The following is a 7163-nucleotide window of genomic DNA, read 5'->3' as shown; positions in this document are numbered from 1 at the left end:
AGGCCGCCGCCGAGCGCGACGCGCTGGCCGAGGCGCCCGAGGTCGCCGCCGCGCAGCGCGCCAGCGCCGGCCGCGCCCTGGCCGAGGCCGAGGCCGCCCATGCCGCCGCCGCCAAGACGCTTGCCGCCGCGGAGGCCGAGGACCGCGAATCGGCCCTGGCCCGCCGCAGCGCCGATGCCGCCTTCGCCGCCGCCCGCGAATCCCAGCTTCGCGCGGAGGGCACCGCCGGCCAGGCGGAGGCCGCCGCGCTGGCGGTGGAGGAACGCATCATCGAACGGCTCGGGGAGGCGCATCCGCCGCTGCCGGAGGAGGTCGCCGACCTGACCGACCCGGCCGAGGAGAAGGCGCGGCGAAAACTGGACCGCCTGACCCGCGAGCGGGAGGAGATGGGCCCTGTAAACCTGCGCGCAGAGACCGAGTTGAACGACCTGGACGCGACGCGCGCCCGCATCGAATCGGAACGCCAGGAAGTCGCCACAGCCATCGCCAAGCTGCGCGGTTCCATCGGTCACCTGAACCGGGAGGGGCGGGAACGCCTGCGCGTGGTCTTCGACAAGGTCGATGCCGAGTTCCGCGCCCTGTTCACCCGCCTGTTCGGCGGCGGCCGCGCGCATCTAGCCCTCGTCGGCTCGGACGATCCGCTGGAGGCGGGTCTCGAGATCTATGCCGAGCCACCCGGCAAGAAGCTGTCCTCGCTCGCCCTGCTGTCGGGTGGCGAACAGGCGCTGACGGCGCTGTCCCTGGTCTTCGCCGTGTTCCGCTGCAACCCCGCCCCTGTCTGCGTGCTGGACGAGGTGGATGCGCCGCTGGACGACGCCAATGTGGAGCGGCTGTGCGACCTGCTGGAGGTGATGGCGGCCCCTGATGCAAGTGGGCGCGGCGGCACGCGCTTCCTGATCGTGACGCACCATCCGCTGACCATGGCGCGGATGCATCGCCTGTACGGCGTGACCATGCAGGAACGCGGCGTCAGCCGCCTGCTCAGCGTGGATCTCCAGCGCGCGGTCGAGATGGTCGAGGCGCCTTAACGCTTCGGTCATCCTTGCGGCCCATACTGACGGCTCCGGCGAAAAAACTGCGCGCGGCTCCTGCTTCCGGAGATCTCGCATGCACCGCCGCGTCCTCGCCGCCCTGCTTACGCTTGCTGCCTGGCCGCCCCGCAATGCGGCGGCCCAGGGCCGGCCCGTCCTGCGGGTCACCGGAACCTTCGCCGGCGTCCCGGGACGCGAGGCCGTCTTCGACCTGGCGCGGCTGGAGGGCCTCGGCACCGTCCGCCTGGTGACGCGCACCGCCTGGACCGGATCGACGCCGCAGCTTTTCTCGGGCGTACCGCTGGCTCGGGTGCTTGAGGCGGTGGGGGCGGAAGGCGAAAGCCTGCGCGCCGTTGCGCTGAACGACTATGCCGTAACCCTGCCGATCGAGGACGCGACGCGGCACGGCGCTGTCCTGGCGACACGGCATGACGGCGTGCCGATGCGGGTCCGCGACCGTGGTCCGATCTGGCTGCTGTACCCATGGACCGAGCGTCCGGAACTGGACACGCCGGTATTTCGCGAACGCGCCATCTGGCAGCTTGCCCAGATCCACGTCGGCTGAGCCGGCATGTCGCGTTTGAACCGCAAGGCGCAGGCACGACCTGCCCGGGCCGCGCTGCTCGGGCCATCGCCTCGAATCACCGCCGTCCTGCTGCTGGCGGCCGGGGTGCTGTTCGTGCTCTCGGTGGGGCTCGCGCTGCAACGGGCGCGGGAGCAGTCGCGGCTGGAGGCCAGCAGCCAACGGGTCTCGGTCTGGTTCAGCACCCAGGCGCTGGTCGAACTGCACCGCTTCGAGTCGGCGCTGCTGCGGCTGGGCCGCGGCACCAGCACCGCCGACCTGGAGCAGCGCTACGAGATCCTGCTGAGCCGGCTGCCGCTGCTGACCGGTGCCGAGGAATCGACGACACGCAGCATCCTGGACCACGCGGATATCGTCATCGGCCTGCAGGAGGCGCTGGTGCAGATCGAGCCGGACATCGATCTGCTGGGCACCGCCTGGTCCGAGCTTGAGGCTCATCCCGGAACCCGGACCCTGGTGGAGCCCGCGGCCCAGGCCCGCATCGTCGCGGTGATCGAGGAAGCCGACCGGCTGCTGACCCAGCTCAACCTGGCGCTGCACATCGAGCGCCAGACGGCGATCCGCGCGGCGCGTGCCAGCTCTCGCACCCTGACCATGTTCTACCTGGCGAGCCTCGGTGGTTTGCTGCTCAGCGTGGTGCTGCTGCTGGTGCTGATCATCCGTGGTGCGCGGCGCGCCTCGGAGGCGGAGCACACGCTGCGGGTGCTGATGGATGCGCTGCCGGTCGGCATCGCCGCCTATGATTCCAGCGGCCGGGCCGTCAGCATGAACAAGGTGGCACTGCGCCTGTTCGGCCTGAGGCGGGAGGCCGAGGTGCTGGGCCGGCGCCCCAGTGAATTCGGCGGCGTCGCCGATGCCGAGCGCGACATCGCGGAGGTTGTGGCGACGGAACGCCCGGTGCCGCCACATGAATGCCTGCTGCCGGGCGAGGCGGGGCAGGAGCGGGTCATGCTGATCTCGACCGCGCCGGTGTTCGGCCGCGGCGGCGCGCTGACCTGTGTGGTGCGCGTGCTGCTGGATGTCACGGCACAGCGCGCGGCGGACCGCCGCATCCGGCATCTGGCGGAACACGACACGCTGACCGAATTGCCGAACCGGCTGCTGTTCGGCAGCCAGCTGAAGCTGCAACTCGGCCGTGCCTCGCCGACGCGGATGGTCGCGGTGCACTGCATCGATCTCGACCACTTCAAGGAAGTCAATGACAGCCTGGGCCACCCGGTTGGCGACCAGCTACTGCTAGCCGCCGCCGCGCGCATGCGGGCGGCGATGCGGGAAGGCGACATGCTGGCCCGGCTCGGCGGCGACGAATTCGCCGTGATCCAGCCGGGCCTGGGCGAGGCGGCGGAGGCGACGAAGCTGGCCACCCGGCTGACGGAGGTGCTCGGCCGGCCCTACCGGCTGCAGGGCTACACGCTGCGCGCCGGAGCCAGCATCGGCACCGCCATGGCGCCGCAGCACGGCACCACGGTGGAGGCGATGCTGAGCCGCGCCGACATCGCGCTGTACCGTGCCAAGGCCGCCGGCCGTGGCCGCGCCGTGCTGTTCAGCCTGGACCAGGAAGCCGGGCTGCGGGAGCGGCGGCGGATCGAGGAGGATCTGCGCCGGGCGCTGGTCGAAGGCGAGTTGTCGCTCGCCTACCAGCCGAAATTCGCCTGCACCACCGGCCGCATCAAGGGCTGCGAGGCGCTGCTGCGCTGGCAGCACCCCGAGCGCGGCCTGATCTCGCCCACCGACTTTATCCCGGTGGCGGAGGAAACCGGGCTGATCCACCCGATCACTCAGCTGGTCCTCGACCTGGCCTGCCGGCAGGCGGTGGCCTGGCGGGCGCAGGGGCTGGAGATGCCGGTCGCGGTCAACCTCTCGGCCGGGCATTTCAGTGCCGAACAGGGCGTGCGGCTGGTGGAGGAGGCGCTGGCCGCGACCGGCTGCGACCCGGCGCTGCTCGAGGTCGAGGTGACGGAGGGCGTGTTCCTGCGCAGCGCGGAGGCGGCGGCGCGCAGCTTCCAGGCGCTGCGGGCGATGGGCGTACGGGTCGCGCTGGACGATTTCGGCACCGGCTACTCCTCGCTCGGATACCTCCAGCACCTGCAATTCGACGTGATCAAGGTCGACCGCGCCTTCGTCGCCGGTCTGGAGCCTGCGGGCTTGGAGCCGACGGGGCTGGAGCCGGTGGGCCGGGATGGGGCGCGGGCCGAGGCGGGCCCGGGCCGGCGCATCCTGGATGCCATCGTGAGGCTGGCGCATGGGCTGGGCGCGGAAGTGGTGGCGGAAGGGGTGGAGACGCAGGAACAGTTGCTGGCACTGCGGCAACTGGGCTGCGACGTGGTGCAGGGTTTCCTGCTCGGCCGGCCGATGGCGCCGCACAGCCTGGCGGAGCTGGCGCGGGCGCAGTCGGTGGCGGAAGGCAGTCGCAGCGCGGCTTGACCCTGCTCCGCGCCGCGCCAACCATGCCGCGGCCAGCCGCAAGGCGGCTGCATCCGACAAGGCGGGACAACCGCCGCTGCATGGGGAAGACCGGCCGATGACCACACGTCGCTGCCTGCTCGGCGCCGCCCTGGCGCTACCCGCCCTGCGCGCCGCCCAGGCGCAGGAGGCCTGGCCGGACCGCCCGGTGCGGATGATCGTGCCATTCCCGCCCGGACAGGCCGCGGACATCTTCGCCCGTGTCATGGCGGACGAGCTTTCCAAGCGCTGGCCGCAGCGCGTCGTCGTGGAAAACCGGGCGGGTGGCGCGGGCGCCATCGGCATGGATGCGGTGGCCCGTGCCACGCCGGATGGCTACACGCTGGGCATCGGCACCTCCGGCACCCTGGGCGTGAACCCCTCCGTCATGGCGCGGCTGCCCTACGACGCGGAGAAGGACTTCGCCGCCATCACCAACATCTTCACGCTGCCGCTGGTCTTCGTCGCGCACCCGTCCTTCGAGGCGGCGGACATCGCCGGCTTCGTGGCGCTGGCGAAGGCGCAGCCGGGGCGGGTGCAATATGCCTCCGCCGGGCCGGGCACCGCGCAGCACATGACGGCCGAGATGCTGGCGCACCGGCTGGGCCTGCAGATGCAGCACGTGCCCTATCGCGGCAGCGGCCCCGCCATGGCGGACCTGATCGCCGGCAACGTGAAGGTGATGGTGGACAGCCTCGCCTCCGCCCTGCCGAACATCCAGGGCGGCCGCATCCGGGCGCTGGCCGTCACCGGGCGGGCGCGCACGCCGCAACTGCCGGACGTGCCGACCGTGGCGGAGACCGTCTCGCCGGGGTTCGAGGCGCTGGGCTGGTCCGGCATCGTGGCACCGGCAGGCACGCCGGCCGCGATCATCCGGCGGATCAACACCGATGCGGTGGCGATCCTGCGCGATCCCGGCGTCTCCGCCCGCATGATGCAGCTTGGCGGCTTCCCCGACCCGGGGACGCCGGAGGAGTATGGTCGCTTCATCGCCGCAGAGATCGCCAAGTGGCGCGAGGTGGCGCGGGCGGCGAATGTGCGGCTCGACACCTGAGGCGCCGGGCCGGCTGTTGACGCCGAGGCCTGGGCGGCGCTTCTAGCCGGATGTTCCTGTTCCGTCTGTTCGAAGGCGCCGTCGATCCGGTGGCGCCGCCCGGCGCCCGTGCCTCACGCTGGGCCGGCGTCCCGGTGCCCGAGGCGCCGCCGCCGCGCCGGCTGGTCGGCTTCTACTGGCACTTCGCGCGCCAGGCGCGGGCGCTGTTCGGCCTGCTGTTCGCCACCGGGCTGACCGTCGCGCTGCTCGACCTGCTGATCCCGATCTTCATCGGCCGCGTCGTCGGGCTGCTGGAGGCGCATGGGCCGGAGCGCATCTGGGACGCCGCCGGCGGCACGCTGATGGGCATGGCGGCGGTGCTGCTGTTCGCCCGGCCCAGCGCCATCCTGTGCCAGAACCTGGTGACCCAGCAGGCCATCATCCCCGCCGTCACGGCGATGATCCGCTGGCAGAGCCACTGGCAGGTGGTGCGCCAGGGTTGGGCCTTCTTCCAGGAGGACTTCGCAGGCCGCATCGCCAACCGGGTCATGCAGGCCGGCCCGGCGCTGCGGGAAAGCGTGGTACAGTCGGTGAACGCCGTCTGGTACATCCTGGTGTACGGCACCGGGGCGGTGCTGGTGCTGTCAGCCACCGACTGGCGGCTGGCGCTTCCGATCCTGGTCTGGTTCACGCTTTACGCCACGCTGCTGCGGCTGATCGTGCCGCGGATGCGCGACCGGTCCCGCAAGGCCTCCGAGTCGCGTAGCCTGCTGACCGGGCGGGTGGTGGACAGCTACACCAACATCGTCACGGTGAAGCTGTTCGCCCGCGCCGAGCAGGAAGATGCCTGGGTGCGGGAGTCCCTGCAGCAGTTGAACCGGGACTTCGCCCACCAGACCCGGCTGGTGACGCTGAACGGCTTCCTGCTGTCCACCCTGAACGCCCTGATGCTGACCAGCACCGCGGCGCTCGCGATCTGGCTGTGGTCGCGGGGGGAGGTACCGCTGGCGACCGTGGCGGCGGCGCTGCCGATGGCCTGGCAGATTGCCAACATTTCCGGCTGGGTCGCCTTCAATGTGGCCGGCATCTTCGAGAATATCGGCGTGGTGCAGGAAGCCATGGGCAGCATCGCCGTGCCCCGTACCGCCCCGGACCCACCGGATGCGAAGGTGCTGGCCGTGCCGCGCGGTGCCATCCGGTTCGAGGATGTGCGCTTCGGCTATGGCCGGGTGCCGGATGGCCCGGACGCGCCCGTGCGGGGGGCAGTCCTGCACGACTTCGACCTGGAGATTGCGGCGGGCGAGCGGGTCGGCCTGGTCGGCCATTCCGGCGCCGGCAAGACCACCGCCATCAACCTGCTGCTGCGCTTCTTCACGCCGGAGGGCGGGCGCATTCTGGTCGATGGCCAGGACATCTCAGGGGTGACCCAGGAAAGCCTGCGGACCTCGATCGGGGTGGTGACGCAGGACACCGCGCTGCTGCATCGCTCCATCCTGGAGAACATCCGCTACGGCCGGCCGGATGCCAGCCCGGCGGAGGTGGTGGAGGCGGCCAAGCGGGCGGAGGCGCATGAGTTCATCGTGGCCCTGTCCGACTGGCGCGGCCGCACCGGCTACGATGCCCATGTGGGGGAGCGTGGCGTGAAGCTCTCGGGTGGCCAGCGACAGCGGGTGGCGATCGCCCGCGTGCTGCTGAAGGACGCCCCCATCCTGCTGCTGGACGAGGCGACCAGCGCCCTCGACTCGGAGGTGGAGGCGGCGATCCAGGCCAGTCTGGAGCGGCTGATGGCAGGCAAGACGGTGATCGCGGTGGCGCACCGCCTGTCCACGCTGGCGCGCATGGACCGGCTGGTGGTTCTGTCCGAAGGCGCCGTCGCGGAACAGGGCAGCCACGCCGAACTACTGGCCCGTGGCGGGGTCTATGCGAAGCTGTGGCAGATGCAGTCCGGCGGATTCATTGGGGCATGACGCCTTCTCCTCCATGGAAAGTGGGGGGAGGGCCTTCGTCGAACCATGTTGCACCGCGTTCATCACCTTGACACTCCTGCCCCTACGCCGTAGGAGCGGGCCGCCTT

Annotated in this window: 4 protein-coding genes and 1 pseudogene; all 5 read left to right on the top strand. The window is 71.4% G+C overall.

All coding sequences use genetic code 11. The annotated features are described in order from the left end of the window. Positions 1–1028 (top strand): annotated as a pseudogene (locus ACLF3G_RS22670) (chromosome segregation protein SMC); the annotation flags it as partial. A gap of 79 nt (positions 1029–1107) precedes the next feature. Next, the gene (locus ACLF3G_RS22665) at positions 1108–1596 is read left to right on the top strand and encodes a molybdopterin-dependent oxidoreductase (protein WP_430671687.1); all 489 of its coding nucleotides are present in this window, start codon (positions 1108–1110) and stop codon (positions 1594–1596) included. A 6-nt stretch (positions 1597–1602) separates the two neighbouring features. Beyond that, positions 1603–4038, top strand: a complete 2436-nt coding sequence (locus ACLF3G_RS22660) for a putative bifunctional diguanylate cyclase/phosphodiesterase (protein ID WP_430671686.1) — start codon at positions 1603–1605, stop codon at positions 4036–4038. A gap of 97 nt (positions 4039–4135) precedes the next feature. Continuing rightward, a complete protein-coding gene (locus ACLF3G_RS22655; RefSeq protein ID WP_430671685.1) occupies positions 4136–5110 on the top strand; it encodes a Bug family tripartite tricarboxylate transporter substrate binding protein in 975 nt (324 codons plus the stop codon). Between the two features lie 50 nt (positions 5111–5160). Beyond that, positions 5161–7056 (top strand): ABC transporter ATP-binding protein, encoded by a 1896-nt coding sequence (locus ACLF3G_RS22650; protein WP_430671684.1) that lies wholly within the window; start codon positions 5161–5163, stop codon positions 7054–7056. Positions 7057–7163: the final 107 nt, after the last annotated feature.

The organism is Falsiroseomonas sp. HC035 (genome assembly GCF_050563525.1).
Taxonomy (GTDB): Bacteria; Pseudomonadota; Alphaproteobacteria; order Acetobacterales; family Acetobacteraceae; genus Falsiroseomonas.
Note: the sequence above shows the minus strand (reverse complement) of the source record. Positions and strands in the feature narration are given on the sequence as shown.